The sequence below is a fragment of the Lacticaseibacillus suilingensis genome (assembly GCF_016861845.1).
Lineage (GTDB): Bacteria > Bacillota > Bacilli > Lactobacillales > Lactobacillaceae > Lacticaseibacillus > Lacticaseibacillus suilingensis.
Genome location: NZ_BOLV01000004.1, coordinates 117,382 through 135,646 on the forward strand (window position 1 = coordinate 117,382; position 18,265 = coordinate 135,646).

At 54.6% G+C, this 18,265-nt stretch carries 8 protein-coding genes; 7 read left to right on the forward strand and 1 reads right to left on the reverse strand.

Annotated features, from left to right (window positions below; translation table 11 throughout):
• Positions 1–455 precede the first annotated feature (455 nt).
• A complete protein-coding gene (locus JUF11_RS03775) occupies positions 456–6,077 on the forward strand; it encodes a TIM-barrel domain-containing protein (protein WP_204118401.1) in 5,622 nt (1,873 codons plus the stop codon).
• Positions 6,078–6,154: 77 nt separating this feature from the next.
• Here JUF11_RS03775 and JUF11_RS03780 read toward each other — a convergent pair whose 3' ends face one another.
• Positions 6,155–7,084 (reverse strand): peptidylprolyl isomerase, encoded by a 930-nt coding sequence (locus JUF11_RS03780; protein ID WP_204118402.1) that lies wholly within the window; start codon positions 7,082–7,084, stop codon positions 6,155–6,157.
• 316 nt (positions 7,085–7,400) lie between these two features.
• Between JUF11_RS03780 and JUF11_RS13350 the strand changes: the two genes are divergently transcribed.
• The 6 genes from JUF11_RS13350 to JUF11_RS03810 all read left to right on the forward strand — a co-directional run bounded on the left by JUF11_RS13350 (position 7,401) and on the right by JUF11_RS03810 (position 18,265).
• A complete protein-coding gene (locus tag JUF11_RS13350; protein WP_204118403.1) occupies positions 7,401–13,244 on the forward strand; it encodes a S8 family serine peptidase in 5,844 nt (1,947 codons plus the stop codon).
• Between the two features lie 254 nt (positions 13,245–13,498).
• Positions 13,499–13,882: a hypothetical protein gene (locus tag JUF11_RS03790; protein WP_204118404.1), complete on the forward strand. Its 384-nt coding sequence runs from the start codon at positions 13,499–13,501 to the stop codon at positions 13,880–13,882.
• A 203-nt stretch (positions 13,883–14,085) separates the two neighbouring features.
• A complete protein-coding gene (locus tag JUF11_RS03795; RefSeq protein ID WP_204118405.1) occupies positions 14,086–15,000 on the forward strand; it encodes an ABC transporter ATP-binding protein in 915 nt (304 codons plus the stop codon).
• On the forward strand, positions 14,981–16,600 hold the full coding sequence (locus JUF11_RS03800; RefSeq protein ID WP_204118406.1) for an ABC transporter permease: 1,620 nt from the start codon (positions 14,981–14,983) through the stop codon (positions 16,598–16,600). Before JUF11_RS03795 ends, JUF11_RS03800 begins: the two co-directional genes overlap by 20 nt.
• 10 nt (positions 16,601–16,610) lie before the next feature.
• On the forward strand, positions 16,611–17,258 hold the full coding sequence (locus JUF11_RS03805) for a TetR/AcrR family transcriptional regulator (protein ID WP_204118407.1): 648 nt from the start codon (positions 16,611–16,613) through the stop codon (positions 17,256–17,258).
• Positions 17,259–17,377: 119 nt separating this feature from the next.
• On the forward strand, positions 17,378–18,265 hold the full coding sequence (locus JUF11_RS03810; protein ID WP_204118408.1) for an NAD(P)-dependent oxidoreductase: 888 nt from the start codon (positions 17,378–17,380) through the stop codon (positions 18,263–18,265).

Here is an 18,265-nt window from a genome sequence, read left to right on the forward strand (position 1 = left end):
TGCTGGACAAGCACTCATTTTTCACGAACGGGTATAAAAAAGCTAATAAGAAAATGTATTTTCTGAAAACACTTTATCTAATTTTATTCAATAAGTTGTTTTTCTTTCTACACAACAATATTAGCAGGCCAAAATCGGTTATATCATTAAATGTAAACGATATCCATTCAATTAATACCAATATTTATTTACTTATTTATGCTAAAATGTGCGTGAACTTTATAATTAGAAAGGGGGACTGTCATCAAATCTTATTTGTAATACGGATAACGTCATGATGTTTGAGTTAACACGATTACTGTCATCAACTGATTTTATCAGTCGCACCATAGGCGACGAAATGACTAGGGTAGTCCTTTCAGGAAACGCCGAGGGTACTTTCAATTCAGAATGGGGATTCTGATGACTCGGCGGCGCCAGACTGATTGATCTCGATCCGACAAGGAGGAGTATTCATGCGTGATTCAAAAAGCCGATTGACTCGACCAGTCAAGGCCTTGCTTTACAGTACCTCAGTATTATCAATGTTTGTGTTTTTCGGTGGCCGCATGCAGCAAGTGCATGCTGATACAAACCCGGATGGCACGGGCCAGACTCAAGCCGCTGCTAAAACTGAAGCAGCGCCGGTAACTGACCAAACCCAACCTGAGACGCCAGCTAGCGGCGACATTGCCGCTGAGGCCGAGGCCACTGATGATGCAGCGGTCGAAGCGTCACCGGCCGCGACGCCGAAAGCACCCCAGGGTGTTTCGACGACTGAAACTACGCCGGCGCAAGATGCTTCGACAGCCACGCCGGCAGCCGAAACGACCCCAAAAGCGACCACTGAAACTCCAGCCGCTGAGCCGGAGGACCCAGCGACTGATCCGGCGCAGGCGGCGGCTTTAATTACCAGTGTCGTCAAAAAAGATACTTATTACGAAGTTACTTATGCCAATGGCCTAGTGGCGCGGCTCTCGTTGCTTGAAGGCGACATCATGCGCTATTACGCCGACCCGACCAACACTTACGGCGACCCAGCGCAATCTGGGAAGAATCTGAATGCCAAGATTCTGACCAAGACCCCGGACGAGTATGGCCCTGATGCCTTCAATGCCTCGACTCTGACCGATAACGATACCGAAACCGTGATCGATACCGGCGTGGTCCAGATTCATTTTAATAAAATTGCCGGCACGATGAGCGTCACTAAAGGCGATAAGACGATTCTGGCAGAGACGCAGCCCATTGAACTGACCGCGAACAAGAGTACCGAATACCTCGCGCGCCACGACAACGAAAACTATTTCGGTGGCGGCACGCAAAATGGTGATTTCGCCTTGCTCGGTGAGAACGTCAAAATCGAAAAAGGCGGCTGGACCGATGGCGAATCCGCTTCACCGGTGCCGTTCTACTGGTCCACGGATGGCTATGGCGTGTTGCGTAATACTTTCACACCTGGCGCGTATAATTTCGATACCGCTAATGATGGTTCGATTAAACTTAGCCATAACGAAAACCGCTTCGATACCTTTTACGTTTTTGCCGATACCGCGCAAGGCCTGATCAAAGGCTACTACGAGCTGACCGGCGCGCCACTGATGATGCCGGAGTACGGCTTTTATGAAGCACATCTGAATGCCTTCAACCGCGATGTCTGGATTGAAGTCCCTGAAGGCACTCGTGGCGCCTACAAGTTCCCTGATGGTAAGTTTTACAAGGAATACAATCCGGAAAACATGCCCGAGAATTTGAAAGGCCAAGGGATTCTGGAGTCGCTGAACGGCGAAGGCACTAACGGGCAAGATAATTACCAATTCAGTGCGCGGCAAATGATTGATTTGTATGAAAAATACGACATGCCGCTGGGCTGGTTCTTGCCAAATGACGGGTATGGTGCGGGTTACGGTCAAACCGATACCTTGGCCGGCAACGTCGAAAACCTGAAACAATTCATCGAATACGCCAATGCGCATGGGATTGAAGTGGGCCTGTGGACCCAGCAAAATCTATCCCCGGTCGATCCCGATAATCCCACCAATAAGGACCGCGATTTTGCCGCTGAAGTCGCAGCCGGCGTGGTGGCATTGAAGACGGATGTGGCCTGGGTCGGCGCGGGCTATTCCTTTGGCCTCGATGGCATTCAAAAAGCCCTGGATATGATGGAATCTGTCGATGGCGATACCGTGCGGCCATTTGTGATTACGTTGCACGGCTGGGCCGGGACTCAGCGCATGTCTGGGATTTGGGACGGGGACCAAACCGGTGGTGAATGGGAATACATTCGCTTCCACATCCCAACGTACATCGGCGAAGGTCTGTCTGGCCAGCCGAACGTGGGCTCGGATACGGACGGTATTTACGGCGGGAATAATCCCATCATCAACGCCCGTGAATACGAGTGGAAAACCTTTACCCCGATTGAATTGAACATGGATGGCTGGGGCTCGCAGCAGAAGATGCCATGGGTCTACAGCGACGCCATCACCGCCATCAACCGCGCTTATCTGAAGCAGAAGACCATGCTGATGCCATACATCTACACGACTTCGGAGCAAGCCATCAGCGATGGCAATCCGATGGTGCGGGCGCTGCTCCTAGAATACCCAGATCTGCCAGAAACCTACACGGATTTGGTGCAGTATGAATACATGTGGGGCGACAACTTCCTGATTGCCCCAATCTATCAAAATACGGCCTCCGATGCGGATGGCAATGATATTCGCAATGGCATTTACCTGCCGGATCCTAATCAAATCTGGATCGATTACTACACGGGTAAGGAGTACCAAGGCGGTCAGGTGATCAATAACTTTGATGCCCCGCTGTGGAAATTACCAGTCTTTGTGAAGGCCGGCGCGATTATTCCGACCGCACCTGCCACGAACAATGCCACCGCATATGATGCCATCAAAGACCAGCGGCAGTTCCAAATTTATGCCAATGGCGATAGCAGCTACACGGTTTATGAAGATGACGGGCTATCTGCCAAGTACCAAAGCGGGGCCTCAGCAACCACCAAGGTGACGAGCAGCCTGAAGGGTACCGATTTGACCTTGACGGTGGCGCCGACGGTTGGCACTTATGCCGAGATGAAGACTAACCGCACCACCGAGTTTGATGTTCGCACCAAGACCACCCCGAGCACCGTGACGGCCACTATTGGCGGCCAAACGGTGACCTTGAAGCAGGTCCAAACGTTGGCAGAATTTGAAGCGGGGACAGATGTTTGGTTTGATGATACCAACTATCTCACCAACAGTTATCTGGACGGCGTTGGCACCGATTTGGCCCAGCACTTCCTGCGCCTGAAGTTGCATGCAGTGGATGTGACTAAAGACGGGATTGAGGGCAAAATCAGTGGTATTGACACCAGTGCCACGCCAGAAAATCCAATTTTGACGCCATCTGACGCGATTGCGACGCCGAATGCGCCAACCGCCGATCCGATGGCCATCACGACCACTGAAATTCCGGTGACCTGGAATGAAGTTGAAGGGGCAACCGGCTATAACCTCAAGGTCGATGGCGTGCTGTATCGCGATATGAAGGCGGCAAACTACACCATTGATCATGTTTTGCGCGGCACCAGTCACACCATTCAAGTCCAGACGGTCACGGCTGATGGGGTTTCCCAGTGGAGCGATGAGGCCACCTTTGAAACCAGCAATGATCCGCTGCGGGATGTGCTGAAAGTGGTCAAGGCTGAAGCGAAGGACGCCGATGGCAATGATGCCAAATGGCAGTCGAACACCGAGTTCAAGTATCTGTTCGACGGCGACACCACGACCATGGCCCATTCGGCTTGGAACCTGACGGATGCCACGCCAATGTCGATTTACGCTTACCTCGATGGTGACTATGCCCTGGATAGCATCGTTTACACTCCGCGGGACAACGGTGGCAATGGCAATTTGAAGAACATGAATGTTTACGTCAGTGACGATGGCATTACCTGGACCAAGGCGGGCAGCGCGCAAGGCTGGAAGCAAACCGCCATGCCGCGTAGCATCCAATTAGCTGAGGGCACCCATGGTTCGATTGTCCGCTTCGACATTCCGAAAGGTGCCGGCGTCAACAACAACGTTTCCGGTAACGAAATTCAGATTTTCAAAGTACCTGGCGCGTTGAAGCAAGTGCCTGGCGACATTTCCGGCGATGGGCAAATTTCTGACAATGACATTCAATCGCTGAAGCAATACTCCGGCTTGAATGACCAAGATGCGGCCTTTGACCAAAATGGTAAAAAAGGCGACATTGATGGGTCGGGCGTGGTTGATGCAGCCGATGCCAACTTTATTCTGGGTCAGCTCGGCGAAACGCCGGCTGGCACCGATGCCAAAACCCCGGCTGGGACGATTGCGTTGCAAGCGGATCGTACCACCTATCAGCCTGGTGATACGGTCACTTTGACGGTGACCGGCTATGGCTTGAGTAACGTCAATGCCTTGTCCGTTGCGTTACCAGTTGATCCAAGCGTCGGCACGGTTACCGGCATCACCGGCGGCAAGCTTACCGCGGGGATGGAAAATCTCTCCCGCGTCGCCACCCACACCGATGGCTCAGTCGAAGCTTATCTGATGTTTGCGAATAAAGGTGAGCAGCCGCGGCTGGCCAGCAGCGGTGAAATCGCGACCATCACGCTGAAGTTGAACGCCAACTTGACGGGGCCGTTGCAGCTAGCCTTGGTCAATGGCGAACTGGTCAACCAAAAGTCTCCAGTCGCCAAAGCCGATACCGGCACCGGCATCACCCTTGAGCAAGCAGCAGTTGATCTAACGGCCTTGGCGCAAAGCGTCAAGATCGCCGGAGCGCTGGATCCGGCTGACTACACCGCCGATTCTTTTGCGGCAGTGACGCAAGCCAAAGCCGCTGGCGAGGCGCTGATTGCGACGCCGGATACCGCCACCCAAGCGAACGTGGTGCAGGCGCAAGCTGATTTGGTCGCTGCGATTGAAGGGCTGACACCAGTAGTGCCAGTGGACACCACTGTGCTGGCGGGGTTAATTAAAACCGCCCAGGCACTGGATCCGGCGGTTTACACCCCTGAAACCAGTGCTGCGTTGAACGATGCACTGACCGCTGCTAAGGCAATCGGGGCTGACGCCACCCAAGCGGCAGTTGACCAGGCTAGTCTGGCCTTGGCCACTGCCTTGGCCGACTTGACGCCGCAAACCAGTCCGGCCGCCGTGGCGATGCTAAATCAGCTGGTTGAGGCCGCTGGCAAGGTCGATACTACGCCATTCACGGCGGCTTCTGCGCAAGCGTTAGCCGCAGCGTTGACTGCTGGCCAGCAGGTCGCTGCCAATCCTAAGGCGTCTGATGCTGATTTAACCAAGGCCGCCGCAGCATTGAGCGATGCTTTGGCCGGCCTGAAGCTTAAGGCGGTCGTCAACAAAGCCGCTTTGCAACTCACGGTGGCGAACGTGGCGGCGCTTGAGACCCAAAACTATCTGCCAAGCAGTTTTGCACCGGTGACGAAAGCACTGGCGGCAGCCAAGCAAGTACTAGCCGATTCAAAGGCAGATCAAGCCGCGGTGGATCAAAGCATCGTGGCCATCGTCAAAGCGTTAGCAACGCTTCAACCGGCTGCTAGCCGAACGGCTAAAGCTGACCTGCAGGCGTTGATTGATCAAACCAATCAGCTGGACGCGAATGCCTACACTGCTGCGAGCTATGCGCCAGCCTTGGATGCGGCTGCCGCTGCCGAAGCCCTGCTGACTGATGGCGAAGCAACGCCGGCACAAGTGGCCGCCGCTCAAGCTTCTTTGCAGGCAGCCTTGGCCGGTTTGACCGCGGTAAAAGCAACCACGGATGAAACCACACAGACGCCGACTAGTGAAGTAGACGACCGGAACCAGCAGCGCCAGTCTGTCGAGACGGGCCAGCAAAAGCCAGGTCAGGCAGCGAAGGCTACCGCGGTATCTAAGGCGACGAAAGCGACGAAAGCGACCAAAGCCGTCAAAGCGAATAAGCCGAACAAGGCGGCCGAGACCTTACCTGCAACCGGGAACACCCATGCTAGTTGGCTCACTGCGCTGGGCCTTTCCCTGATGTCATTGCTGGGTTTAGCTGGCATCAATCGTAAACGGCTTTAATCCCCTAAGGCCGACCACTTCAATTTCTCCCTGAATCAAAAGCACCGCTCCTCAGGCATGAGGGGCGGTGTTTTGCGTTACTTGGTGGTGGCAGTACCGGAAGTGGTGGTGCCTTTATAAGCGTTCAGCGCGGATTGGAGATCCTTGTCCTTGATTTTGACGTTTTCGTCTTTCAGCACTTGGCTGATGACATTCTTCATCACCGTGGTGCTGGCCTCCCATTTTTGATAAAGGGAGGCGGTTAACGCGGCTTTGCTGGCCTTGAAGGTGCCTTTGGCAGGGTGCTTGATCATTTGAATGACTTCATAGCCGCTGGTGGTTTTCACTGGGGTGGTGGTGAACTCGCCATCCTTCAGCTTGTACGCCGCGTCCTTGAAGGTGGAGTCCACGTTCTTGTCGGTGCTGTCAAAAGCCGCCATTTTGCCGCCGTTGCTGGCGGTGGTGTTATCTACTGAGTATTGTTGGGCTAGCTTGGCAAAGTCGGCGCCTTGCTGCAACTGGGCGATGACGGTTTTGGCCGTGTCTTCACTGGTCGTCAGGATATGTTGGACGGTAATTTTCGGTTGGTAAGTCTTCCAGGCGTCCTTGAGTTGGGCAGTGGTGGGCTTGATCTGGGCCTTCAAGGCGGCTTCGCTCAGGTAGTTCAGGCGCAAGGTTTGCTTGAAGGTCTTTTTGGTGTAGCCATTTTCTTCTAAGTAATCAGCAAATTGATCACCATACCGCGCTTGATAGGACTTGTAGGCAGCGGTGACTTTGGCTTCATCAATCTTCTTACCGTACGCATCTTTCATGGACCCGTAGATCAGGAGATTGGCCAAGACTTGTTTCGCACTCGGCTCGGCTTTTAACGCCTGATAAAAATCCTGCTGGGTAATTTTCTTTTTGGCATATTGCGCAACGACCGGCTGATTGGCCTGATCGGTTTGTGAAGCTTTGCCACAACCGGCCAACGTCAGCATGACCCCCAGGGCGACCAGCACCCGGGTTGGTTTCAAAATTGTCTTCATGAAAATACTCCTCCCCGAACATGTGCTTCTGATTGTACCGCCAGAGTTAATGAAGAGCAACGTTATTCCTAATATTTCTCTCATTTTTCTCGAAGAATCGCTAAATGCTGGCAATGGTTGGATACAAAACCGCCATCGGTTGGTGTTCCTAATGGAGAAACACATTCTTGAAAGCGAATAAAGTCATGATAAAATTTGAAGAATATTAGAACTTTCTTTGAGAAATAGGTTGCAAATTAGAATTTTCCACATATAATCATTCTTATCATCACTTAATCGAGTTGGTGAGGTTTGAGTCACTCTAGGGGGTAAATGAATGAATAGGACAAGCAAAACGATTGTGACGGCGCTTGCAAGTACTGCTGTTTTGGGGGCATTGGCACTGTCGCCAGTGTTCGAACTGCAGGCTAAAGCCAGTGTCGATAGTCAGTCTAAGGCAAAGACCAAGGCCAAGGCCGCGGCGACTCTAGCGACCCGCAGTAACGCCAAAGCCAAGGCGTTGGCCACCACGGAGGATACCACTGCCAAGGCGGTCGAAGCGCAGCTGGCGGCACGGGGGGTTAACTTCACGAAGTTGACCACGGCCCAGCAAAAAGACACTTATGTTGATGTCATTATTCAACTGGCTGCCGCTCCTGCCGCCGAAAATGGCAGCTTGAGCACCAACGCCAGCACTGCCGAAATTCAGGCGGCGACCGAAAAGGTCATTGCCGCGCAGGCTAGCACCAAAGCGGCGGTGGCGGCCATCACCGCCCAAGGTACCGGCGAAAGTTACGGTTATGTCATCAACGGCTTTACCACCAAAGTTCAGGTCAAAGATCTAACCAAGTTGGAACAAGTCGCCGGCGTTAAGTCGGTTTCCATTGCTAAGGTTTATTACGCGGCTGAATCTTCGGCGAACGATATGGCGAACGTTTCCACGGTTTGGTCGAACTATAAGTACAAAGGTGAAGGCACGGTGGTTTCCGTCATTGATACCGGGATTGATCCTAACCACAAGGACTTCCGGTTGAGCGATGCCAGCACCGCCAAGTTGAGTGAAAAAGATGTCAATGGCTTCATCAGCAAGACCGGCTATGGCCGCTACTACACGTCCAAGGTGCCTTATGGGCATAACTACGCCGATAACGATGAAATTATCACCGACGACAATCCGGAAGAGCAACACGGGATGCACGTCGCCGGGATTATCGGGGCAAACGGGACTGGTAGCGATCCGACCACGTCCGTTGTTGGGGTAGCGCCGGAAGCACAGCTCTTGGCGATGAAAGTCTTCTCGAACTCTGATACCGCGGCCACGACCGATTCTACTTCGGTGGTTGGCGCGATCGACGACTCCGCTAAGTTGGGTGCGGATGTCTTGAACATGTCACTGGGTTCTGCTTCAGGCAAACAAAGTGACGACGATCCAGAAGTCGCGGCGGTGGAAAATGCCATCAATGCTGGGACTGCCGCTGTGATTTCCGCCGGGAACGATGGGACCTCAGTGTCTGACCAAGATGGCACCAACGTTGACTACTTCGGCAATCCGGATATGGAAATGGTCGGCACCCCAGGCACGGCGCGCCATGCCACCACGGTTGCTTCCGCTGAAAACACCAAGGCCATCAACAATGCCATCACGATTTCCGCCGATGGCACCACGATTTTGGGCCCATCCATGACCGAAACCGGCACCGGCTTTGACCTGACCGCCTTTGATGGCAAACAGTTCTACGAAGTCAAGGATGCTGACGGTAACCTCGGCATTGGTACGGCTGATCAATTCACCGCTGATGTGAAAGGCAAAATTGCCATTGTGAAGCGCGGCGACATCAACTTTACTGAAAAGCAGGCCAACGCGAAGGCGGCTGGCGCGGCTGGCGTCTTGATCGTCAACAATGCTGGCGGCGACGAAGCACTCACGTCTGTGGCTTATGATGCTGGTTTTCCAACGGCTGGTTTGTCCACTAATGATGGGGACAAGTTGGTCGCTTATCTGGCGGCTAACCCTGATGCGACCTTCAATGTTGAAATCGGCCTGAAGCAAATGGACAACACCCTTACCGCGACGGATGCCATGTCCACCTTCAGTTCCTACGGGCCAACGTCTGACTTGTCCTTCAAGCCTGACATCACCGCGCCTGGTGGCAATATCTGGTCGACCCAGAACAACAACGGCTACACGAACTTGTCTGGGACGTCCATGGCTTCACCATTCATCGCTGGTTCCCAGGCGCTGTTGACGCAGGCCATGAATGACAAAAATGGTAAGTATTATGCCTTGTATCAAAGCATGACTGCCAGTGAACGGGCGGCCTTCATGAAGACCATCGAAATGAACACCGCCACTGAAATCACTGATGTCGACCGCGATGCTGTCATCGAATCGCCACGGCGTCAAGGCGCGGGGATGGTGGATGTGGACGCAGCCATTGATGCCATCAGCAAGAACCCATCCACGGTCACTGGTGCCAATGACTACCCAGGCGTTGAACTGAAAGACTTCGATGAGGCGACGCATCAGTTTACCTTGAAGTTCACCAACCGCACCGATCAGCCAATCACCTACACGCTGAAGGACAACGCGAAGCTGACAGCGGTTTATACCTCTGCCACCGACGCGCAAACCGCGACGTTGTATGACAAGGCGATTGCTGGGGCCAACATCAAGGCGGATTCCACGATTGCTGTACCAGCAGGGACCACCCAAGAATTTACCTTCACCTTGACCTTACCGAGCGATTTTGAAAAGGATCAATACGTTGAAGGCTTCCTGAATTTTGAAGGCTCCGATGACTCCAAGCTGAGCATCCCATACATGGGCTTCTATGGCAGCTGGGGCGATCCACAACTGTTCGATGACTTCAACGGCGTCACCTTCACGCCAACCACGACCGGTAACACCGGGACCATTGTCAATGGCGGGAATGATGAAGATGGGGCCATCAGCAACCCTGGCCTCACCACTGATGCCCAAGGCAATTACGTCATCGATACCAACAACATTGCCTTTTCCACGGCGCCAGGCGCTGACATTGCTTGGATTCAGCCTGAATACTGGATGTTCCGCAATGCCAATGATGTCCAGACTCAGCTGTTGGACGACCAAGGTAACCTGCTGACGACCTTCTCCACCTATAAGGCTGCTACCAAGAGCTACTGGTATGCGAATGGCCAGACCTACGAAAAGCTGGATGGCGCGGAATTCGACGGCACGTACTTCGATCCGCAAACTAACCAAACCGAAACCCTGCCTGATGGTACTTACACTTACCGCGTGGTCGGCACGCCAGACGGTACCGACAAGCAGCAAGTGCTTGATTTCAAGGTTAAAATCGATAGCGTTAAGCCAGAAGTGCGCAACCTGAAGCTGACCGCCGAAACCGACCAAGATGGCAACAAGCAGTACTACCTAACGGCTGAAGCCTTCGATAACTTCAGTGGCCTGGACGGCTCTGCCAACACGGCCGTTAACGGCGTGGAAAATGACGGCGACCAGGATCCAACCAGCTACGAAACCGAAGGCACCACTGCTGACGGCTACACCAAGATCAAGATTGCGCTGAGCGATGCGCAGGTCAAGGCTTTGGCCGCTGGCCGTAACAGTATCGCCATTGGGGTGTTTGACAATGCTTCGAACGCTGCCACGACTTCGGCGACTGCGCAGAAGCCAGGCGAAACCAACTGGGGCCTGGTCTTTGACCAAGGCAGTTTGCCAGACAAGATCACGACACAAACCAAGGGCCTCAACGATGATGGCACCGCGTTTGAGTTTGGTGGTAATTACCTGGTTGAACCAAGCTTCACTTACACCGATGCTGATGGCAACGAACATGACGGCACAGTTGATTTTGCCGATGATAATTCTGGTAACTTTACTGCCGATCTGCCAGTCAGCGATGATGATTACACCACCACGGTTAAGGTTTATACCGATGACAGTAAGCAAACCTTGCTGTACGAGAAGCAGATTCAGGTGGCGATGAAGACGCCTGAAATCGATGCCTTGGCCGTTGATGGTCAGGCCACTTACAAGCAAGGGGACCAAGCGGCCACGACGGCGCAGTCTTCCGAAACGCAAGTGACCCTGACTGGGACCGTCAGTGACGACACGCAAACCGTTCAGGTCGTTGTTGGTGACCAAACCATCGATGCCACGGTTAACGCCGATCACACCTTTACCGCCGATGTGCCAATCGCCGGTGGGGACAACACGGCTAAAGTGACCGCCACTGATGCTGATGGTAACCAAACGGAAGTCGATCAACCGATTACGTCCAGCAACTACGGCGTGGTTGCACCTTCCAACAAAGACGTGAGCTTCGATGATGGCATTGCCTTCGGGTACAACTACATCGCAGCGGATACCAAGAACTATGATCCGGCTACGGGCAAAATCACCATCACCGGGAAAGTTGCACGGCCAACCACGAATCTGACCATTGGTGATCAGAAGGTGAAAATCAACTCTGATGGCACCTTCAGTGTTACCTTGGATATCGGCACGCATCACGGCAATAACTTTGGCGTTTTGATTGGCGATGACACTTCCACCACGACGATTCAGGAACGGATTAGCCTGTACGTGGATGCTAACTTGCCAACGCTCACGGTGGATCAGGCCAAGGATACTGATGGCGATGGGGTCAATGACACCATTACCACCAGCGACCCGAACTTTACGTTGACCGGGAACGTTAAAGACGACAACACCTACGCCGACTTGTACATCAAAGATAGCAACGTTATGGCCGGCTATGGCGACGTGGACTTCAACGCAGACAAGGGCTACGACCAAGACTTCAGTCAGACTGAAACTTTGAAGCCAGGCAAGAACACATTCAATATCTACGCCCAGGACTACATTGGCAACAAGACCGCGGTTCAAACCATCGTGGTCAACTATGTGCCAGCCACGGCTGAAGACACGGCGGCGTTGAAGGACGCCAAGGCCGCACTGAAGGCCACGTTGACTAAGGCGCGTGAACTGGGTGCTACCGGCGACTACACGCACGAAACCGCAGCGGTGCTCGCCAGTGCTCGGCAACAGGCGCAAAAGGTCTTGAACGATAAGGATGCCACTTTGGCGGACGTTCAAGCCGCGCAAACCGCGTTGGATAATGCTATTGCTCAGCTGGTGAAAAAGGACGCTACCACGACCCCAACAGTTGATCCGAATGCGGATATCCTCGCCGCCATTCAGGAAGCTAAGCAAAGTCTCGGCACCACCACGGGTGAAACCCAAGATCCAGCCACGGGCCGGACTTACTACGGTGATTTGGACAACTTGACCGCTGAAGTCAAGGCAGGCACTGTGACCCCAGAAGAAGCGAAGAAGCAATTGAACGCCTTCTTGAACCAGGCCACGACGCTGGATGAAATCGCCGCCGCCAAGCAGCAAGTGGCTGCTGCCGGCTTGGGCGAAACCAAAGCCCCATCAGGTCGCACCTTCAATGGTGACTTCGATTACCTGTACAACCAAGCCAAGGCTGGCGCGTTGACGCCGGCACAGGCTACGGCCCAGCTGAATGCCTTGCTTGATGATGCACTGGACACTTTGGCCAATGAAATCAAGCAGGCGACCCCAGAGGCCACCGGCAATAGTACCGACGCTGCCACCGGCCGCAGCTGGTACGGCGATGTCGACAATGCCAAGAACACCGGCAAAGCCGCAACGACGCCTGATCAAAAACTGGCCCAGTTGACCGAACTGGCTAACTTCAAGCCACTGATTGCAGCGCAGGTTAAGGCCGATGCTGCCGCCGCTTACGCTCAGGCACTAGCGGCCAAGAACGCAGCAGCCGCCGCGAAGAACACTGCAGCCAACAATACCCGTTTTGGCGGGAGTGATGTTGAAGGCGCAGCGGCGAAAGCCAATGCAGCTGCTGCAGCGCAGGCGGCAAGGGAAGCGGCACAGGCCAAATTGCTTGCTCAGCAAGCCAAGGCCAAGGCCGCGGCTGATGCCCAGGCCAAAGCGGCCGCTGCGGCGCAACCAACAGCGCTTGCGACTACGGGTGCAGCCAAGGCGACCAAGCTCAGCGTCGCCACTGACACCAAGCAACAGGCGGCATTACCAGCCACCGGTGACCAAGCCCAAACTGGCTTGATGGCCCTCGGCGCCGCCATGATTGCCGGCGTGCTGGCCTTCTTCGGTAAGAAGAAAGCCGACGAGCGTTAATCATCCTTCTGTCATACTAGTACCACCGAAAGAGCCTCTGCGGAGGCTCTTTTTGCTGGCTTTTGGGCGCTAAATCTGCTATGGTTGAGTTAAAGAAAATCGTATGTATCAAGAGTGTTGGTAGTGGCTATGCACTGTGACCAACCGGCAACGTACCGCAAGGCAACGTGCCCCACCATAGACGGATGCAGATCACTTCGGGGGTCGTGCATTTGATGTACGACTTTTTTTAATCTTATTTTAGGAGTGATTGAATGATTACATTGATTGATGGCGCAGTCCACGACCTACCAGTGGGGGAAGCCGTGGTGCCAGCTTATATGCAGCAAATCGCAAGTGCGACTGTGGTGAACTGCATTGGCCTGGATGACTACCTGGCGGTGCGGGGCGTGGCTAGTCCAAGCCAGCGGCAGGCGTTAGATGACCTGGTGGCGGCCAAACTGGCCACCGCGGCGCAAGGACTACTAGACTCGCACGCCGCTTTGCCGAAGCAGCGAGACACCCGCAAGTGGCAGGCTAGTGATGTTCGACAATGGCAACACGCGCGAGCGGCTCAAATCACCCGCAACTGGTTGGCTGATTTTGCGGCTGATCCGGCAGTGCCGACGGCGGTGAGGCAGGCTGCTACTCTCGGCTAGTGACATAATTTCAGCTTGATTTGAACGAAGCGACGGCGCTGTTTAAGGTGCAGTCGCTTTTTCATTGACTCAGACCGACATGATGAGTCAATCTGTTGATAGCGCCGGTTTAGCGGGCCTCATTGGTTGACTCGATTCTCATTGACTCGCCAGTCGATGGCTTCTACACTGAGACCATCAAAGCATAAGAGGAGGAGATAGCGATGACAGAGGTCGTTGCAATCGATCATTTAACCAAGCGCTTTGGCAAGTTCCAAGCGCTGAAAAATATCACCTTTACCATTCACCCCGGGGAAGTGTTTGGCTTCATCGGGCCGAATGGGGCAGGGAAATCCACCACGATTCGGATTTTGCTGGGGAACCTCAAGGCCACCTCCGGCCAAGCGACCATTTTTGGCCAGTCGGTGTGGACCGACGCCGTGGCCATTCACAAGCGGATTGCCTATGTGCCAGGGGATGTTGACCTGTGGCCAAATCTGACTGGCGGCGAGATTGTGGATCTGCTGCTGAAGCTGAGCGGTCAAAAGCATACCGCCCGCACCGACGAGCTGATCAAGAAGTTCGACCTTGATGTGGCCAAAAAGGCGCGCACTTATTCCAAAGGGAACCGGCAAAAAGTCGCGTTGGTCGCCGCTTTTTCCACCGACGCCGAGCTGTATATTTTTGATGAACCGACCAGTGGCCTCGACCCGCTGATGGAAGAAGTATTCCAGCAAGAGGTGTTGGCGCTGAAGGCAGCCGGCAAGAGCATTCTGTTGTCCTCCCATATCTTGAGCGAAGTGGAGCGGATGTGTGATCGCATCGGTATCATTCGCCAAGGGGAAATCATCGAAGTCGGCAGTTTGGCCTCGATGCGCAAGCTCAGCCGCAGCACCATTCACGTGCAAACCAAGCAGCCGCTGACCGCCATTGCGGGTTTGCCTGCCGTGCATCAGTTCAAGGCTGAAAGTGACACCAAGGCGGAATTTGCCGTGGATAGTGAAGCCGTGGGCAGCGTGATGGAGCAACTGAGCAGCCTCGAAATCGTGCAGCTGCAAAGCACCCCACCGACGCTGGAAGATTTGTTCCTGCGCTACTACAACAAAGAAGGTGAAGCGGATGCCACACAGCACGTTTAATCGCACCGGCACCTTGCTTAAACTGGAGCTGCGGCATGACTGGCTGAAAATCGTGCTGTGGCTCACCGGCTTGGTGGGCTTAATGGCCGCCGCCGCGGCGAAGTTCGGCGGCATTTATGGCACCCAAAAGGAAATGGCCACCATTGCGACGACTTTGAAGACGCCAGCGATGGTCTCTTTGCTCGGGCCCTTCACCGCTAAACCGCCATACACGACGGCGCTGATCTACGGCGGGGAAATGATGGTGTTTATGGGGCTGTTCACCGTGATGATGAACATTCATTTGGCCGTTCATGCCACCCGCAGTCAAGAAGAGAGTGGCCTGACGGAACTAATGCTGGCGCGCAGTGTGGGCCGGCAGGCGCCACTGCTGGCAGCGATGTTGGAACTGGTGATTGTCAATGGCCTGGGCGGGGTGCTGGAGGCGCTCGGCCTGCAAGCAGCCCAAATGCCAGGCGCCAGCGCGAATGGCAACTGGTTGTTTGGCTTGGGCTTAGCCGCCTTTGGCCTGATGTTTGGCAGCTTTAGTTTGCTGTTTGCCCAGCTGGCTAGCACCAGCCGCGGCGCGCTGATGCTCAGCTACGGTTTTCTGGGGCTGGTGTTCATCGCCCGGATGGGCACCGATGTTCAGAATCCTGATTTGACCTGGTGGACGATTTTTGGCTGGATCGAAAAAATGGAGCTGTACACCAACAATAACTGGTGGCCGGTGCTGTTGATGCTGGTCGGCGCCGTGGTTGGCGGCGCCGGCGCCGTGGCTTTGGCCGCGCGGCGCGATTTAGGCGCCGGCCTGATCACGCCGAAGCCTGGCCGCAAGCGCGCCAGTGTCTTCCTGCAAGGACCGCTGTCCCTGCTGGCGCGGGTCAATCGCACCAGCACGATTGTTTGGTTGCTGGGCATGGCACTCCTGGGTGCCAGTTACGGTTCCATTTTCGGAACCGTCGGGGATTTGGTCAAAACCAATCCCGTGCTGGGCAAGGTGCTTGGCGGCGCTGCGGTCACGGCGGCCAATCGCGCCGTGGTGCTGGCCATGGCCAACAAGCTGGCGGTGATTTTCGTCGGTGTGGCGACGATTCCAGCAGTGATCATGATTTTGAGCTTGAACCGGGATGAGCAAAAAGGCCTGTTGACCTTAATGCAGGCCAAACCTATCGGCCGCTTGCGCCTAGCCTTAACCACCGCCGGCTATGGTTTGGTGGTGGGCTCAGCGACCTTCATCGCCGCAATTTGGGGCATGGCTGCGGCGGGTCAGCAAAGTATGACCATCACCATCACGCTGGCGCGGTTCATGCGCAGTTTTGTCGGTTACTGGCCAGCGCTACTGGTGGTGTGTGGTTTGGCCATGCTGCTGGCCGGCCTGCTGCCAAAATGGCAAACCGTGATCTGGATTGTGCCCATCTATGGCGTGATTTCGCTGTACTTGGGGCCGCTGATGGACCTGCCAAAATGGGCCCTGAAGCTGTCACCTTACGGCTGGGTCAACGACGTGCCAGTGGCCGCGATCAACTGGGGCACCTTTGGCTGGATGACGGCGCTCGGTGTCGTGCTGATGGCACTTGGCCTGTGGGCTTATCGGCGCCGTGATTTGTTAATGAATTGAGGTGAGCAAAATGACCCCAGCAACTATCGGCCAGCCGGTGGTCAAAGACCCGGCCAAAGTCGAACGCATTTTGCATGCGGCCCTGACCAATTTTGCTCAAATGGGTTATCGCAGCGCCAAAACCGACCTGATTGCCGCCGACGCCAAGGTGTCCAAGGGCTTGCTCTTTCACTACTTTGGCACCAAAGAGGCCTTGTACCTGGCCACGGCGCAGTGGGTGTTTCAGCGCCTGAATGAGGTGGCGGATTTCAGTGTCTGGCAGAATGCACCGGACTTGGAAACCATGATCACCCGGGCCCTGCGTTACAAGATTGCGCTCCAGGTGGACTATAAACCAGAATTTGCTTTTGCGATGACCTTGTATGGCGGCGGTTACCCCAAGGCCTTGGCGCCGGCAATTGGTCAGCTCATGGCCGGTGAAATGCAGCTGGTCAGCCAAGATCTCCTCGGTCCCGTGCTTGGGCGGATGAAGCTGAAGCCTGAGGTGACCCCGCAAATGGTGGGCGATTTGATTGCGGCGATGAATGACCTGATTGCCAGCAAAGCGCGGCCGTTTCTTGACGCCCATCCGGATGCCCAAGTGGCCGATCTCGAGTGGTTGGTCGACGAAGTGAAAAGCTACATGCGCATTTTGGAATACGGGTTTATCCAGCAATAAACAAGCGGCGCAGTCAGCGATGACTGCGCCGTTTTGATCTCTTCATAAGCTGCCGCCTTTCGATTCTACCGGAAAATGCGGTATACTTACTTTTAGCAAGTCTGAAATGAGGTGAGCATGTGAAAATCGGATTTATCGGCACCGGCATCATGGGGACCGGCATGATTAACAACCTCCTGCAAGCCGGCTACGAAGTCGTGGTGTTCAACCGTACCAAGGCGCACGCTGACAAGGTGTTAGCTGCTGGCGCTACTTGGGCCGATTCGCCTGAGCAAGTCGCCGCTGACGCAGACGCGGTGCTTTCGATTGTGGGCTTCCCGCAGGATGTCGAGGCCGTTTATTTCGGCGAACATGGCGTCCTGGCAGGCGCCAAAGCCGAACAGATTTTGGTGGATATGACGACCAGTGCCCCAGACCTCGCTAAGCGCATTGCGCAAGCAGCCGCTAAGCAAGGGGCAGTGGCGCTGGATGCACCGGTATCAGGCGGTGACATTGGCGCTAAAAACGGCACCCTCACCATCATGGTCGGCGGCGACCAAACGGCCTACGAGCAAATGAAGCAAGTCTTCGCCGCCATGGGCAGTACCATCAATTACTTTGGCCCGGCTGGCAGTGGTCAGCATACCAAAATGGCCAATCAGATTATGATCGCCGGCACCATGACCGGGCTCAGTGAAATGTTGGTGTACGCGAAAGCCGCGGGGCTGGACCTGGATAAGGTCCTGACCACGGTGGGCGGCGGTAGTGCCGCCAACTGGAGTCTAACCAATTATGGTCCCCGGATTTTGGCTGGAGACTATACGCCAGGCTTTTTCGTGAAGCATTTCGTCAAAGACCTGCGCATTGCCCTTGAGGCCGCCGACCAGATGCACCTGGACTTGCCTGCCACCAAACAGGCTAAGGCACTGTACCAGGCGATGGTGGACGCCGGCGAAGGGGACTTAGGCACGCAGGGTCTGATTACGCAGTATGCAAGTTGGCAAGCATCAGCACCAAGAAAGGATTAA